We start from the raw sequence: 1947 nt of genomic DNA, 5'->3' as shown, positions 1-1947 counted from the left end.
CGCTGGCTGGGCGGCATGCTCACCAACTGGAAGACGATCTCGGGTTCGATCAAGCGCCTCAAGATGCTCGAAGAGCAGCTCTCGGGCGACACCTCGGGCCTCACCAAGAAGGAAGTGCTCAACAAGACCCGCGAACGCGACAAGCTCGAGCTCAGCCTCGGCGGCATCCGCGACATGGGCGGTATTCCCGACGTGATGTTCGTGATCGACGCGAACAAGGAAGAGCTGGCGATCAAGGAAGCCAACGTTCTTGGCATCCCCGTCGTCGCGATCCTCGATTCGAACGTCTCGCCCGACGGCATCGCTTTCCCGGTTCCGGCGAACGATGACGCCGCGCGCGCCATCCGCCTCTACTGCGACGCGGTGGCCCAGGCGGCGACCCGTGGCGGCCAGCAGGCCCGCGCGAACCGCGGCGAAGATCTCGGCGCCGCTGTCGAGCCCGCTGCCGAAGCCGTGCTGACCGAAGAATCCGCTCCGGCTGCCGACGTCGCCGCTCCGGTGACCGAAGACGAACAGGTCCCGGCCGAAGCCGCCGCCGAAACCGAACGTCAGAGCGACGCATAATCGCTCGGGCATGACGGGACGGCGCGGCGACAGGCCGGCGCCGTCCCTGTCATCCCTTTGACTTATCGCCCCGCCATGCGCGCGGGCGTCCCGCGGGCCAGATGAGCCCGCCCGTTTTGAAAGGAACATCCGATGGCTGAAATTACGGCCGCTCTCGTCAAGGAACTGCGCGACCGCACGGGCGCAGGCATGATGGATTGCAAGAAGGCGCTCGCCGAGAACAACGGCGACATCGAAGCGTCGATCGACTGGCTGCGCACCAAGGGCCTCGCCGCTGCCGCCAAGAAGGCCGGCCGCGTTGCCGCCGAAGGCCTCGTTGGCGTCGCCACCGACGGCACCCGCGGCGCGATGGTCGAAGTGAACAGCGAAACCGACTTCGTCGGCAAGAACGAGCAGTTCCAGGAATTCGTCCGCGACGTGACGCACGTCGCGCTCGCCGGCAATATTTCGGACATCGAGGCGCTCGCCGCGGCCGCCTATCCGGGCGGCGGCACCGTCGCCGAGAAGCTGACCAGCAACATTGCGACGATCGGTGAGAACCAGTCGCTGCGTCGTTCGACCATCGTTTCGGTGAACTCGGGCGTCGTCACGGGCTATGTCCACAACGCCGCCGCGCCGGGCATGGGCAAGATCGGCGTGCTCGTCGCGCTCGAATCGACCGCCGGTGCCGACGTTCTCGAACCGCTGGGCAAGCAGCTGGCGATGCACGTCGCCGCGGCGAACCCGCTGGCGCTGAACGGCGACGATCTCGACGCCGACCTCGTCGCCCGCGAACGCGCGATCGCCGAGGAAAAGGCTGCCCAGTCGGGCAAGCCCGCCGACATCGTGGCGAAGATGGTCGACGGTTCGATCGCGAAGTTCCGCAAGGAAAACGCGCTCCTGTCGCAGCTCTTCGTGATGGACGGCAAGACCCCGGTCGCCGAAGTCGTCGCCGCTGCCGGCAAGGAAGTCGGCGCGGGCGTGACGCTCACGGGCTTCGTCCGCTTCCAGCTCGGTGAAGGCATCGAGAAGGAAGAAAGCGATTTCGCGGCGGAAGTCGCGGCCGTCGCCGGCGTCTGACAAAAGAAGATCCGGATTGCTGCGTTCGTCGCGGTAGTCCGCTTGGCAATGGCGCGTGCCCGCTCTAGGGTGCGCGCCATTCGCTTATATCGAGTTTGCAAGAGGTTCCCCCGATCATGGCTCTGGCCGGCATGAAACGCATTCTGCTGAAACTGTCGGGCGAGGCGTTGATGGGCTCCAGTCCCTTTGGCATCGATCCCGAGACCGTTGCGAGCATGGCGGCCGAGGTCAAGGAAGCCAAAGGCCGCGGGCTCGAAATCTGCCTCGTTATCGGCGGCGGCAACATCTTTCGCGGCATGGCGGGCGCCGCCAAGGGCATGGACC

General features: G+C 66.2%; 2 protein-coding genes and 1 pseudogene. All 3 read left to right on the top strand.

What is annotated here, in order from left to right; genetic code table 11:
• Nucleotides 1-564 (top strand): 30S ribosomal protein S2 (rpsB, locus tag JHC57_RS22300; RefSeq protein ID WP_294032743.1); only part of this gene is annotated, 564 nt, incomplete at its 5' end.
• Between the two features lie 132 nt (nucleotides 565-696).
• A complete protein-coding gene (gene tsf, locus JHC57_RS22295; protein ID WP_294032742.1) occupies nucleotides 697-1623 on the top strand; it encodes a translation elongation factor Ts in 927 nt (308 codons plus the stop codon).
• A 116-nt stretch (nucleotides 1624-1739) separates the two neighbouring features.
• Nucleotides 1740-1947, top strand: a pseudogene (gene pyrH, locus JHC57_RS22290) (UMP kinase); the annotation flags it as partial.

The organism is Sphingopyxis sp. (assembly GCF_016463645.1).
Taxonomy (GTDB): Bacteria; Pseudomonadota; Alphaproteobacteria; order Sphingomonadales; family Sphingomonadaceae; genus Sphingopyxis.
Note: the sequence above shows the minus strand (reverse complement) of the source record. Positions and strands in the feature narration are given on the sequence as shown.

What these genes read in the sequence shown, in the direction of transcription:
- tsf (WP_294032742.1), top strand. Translation starts at nt 697, where the DNA reads ATGGCTGAAATTACGGCCGCTCTCGTCAAGGAACTGCGCGACCGCACG.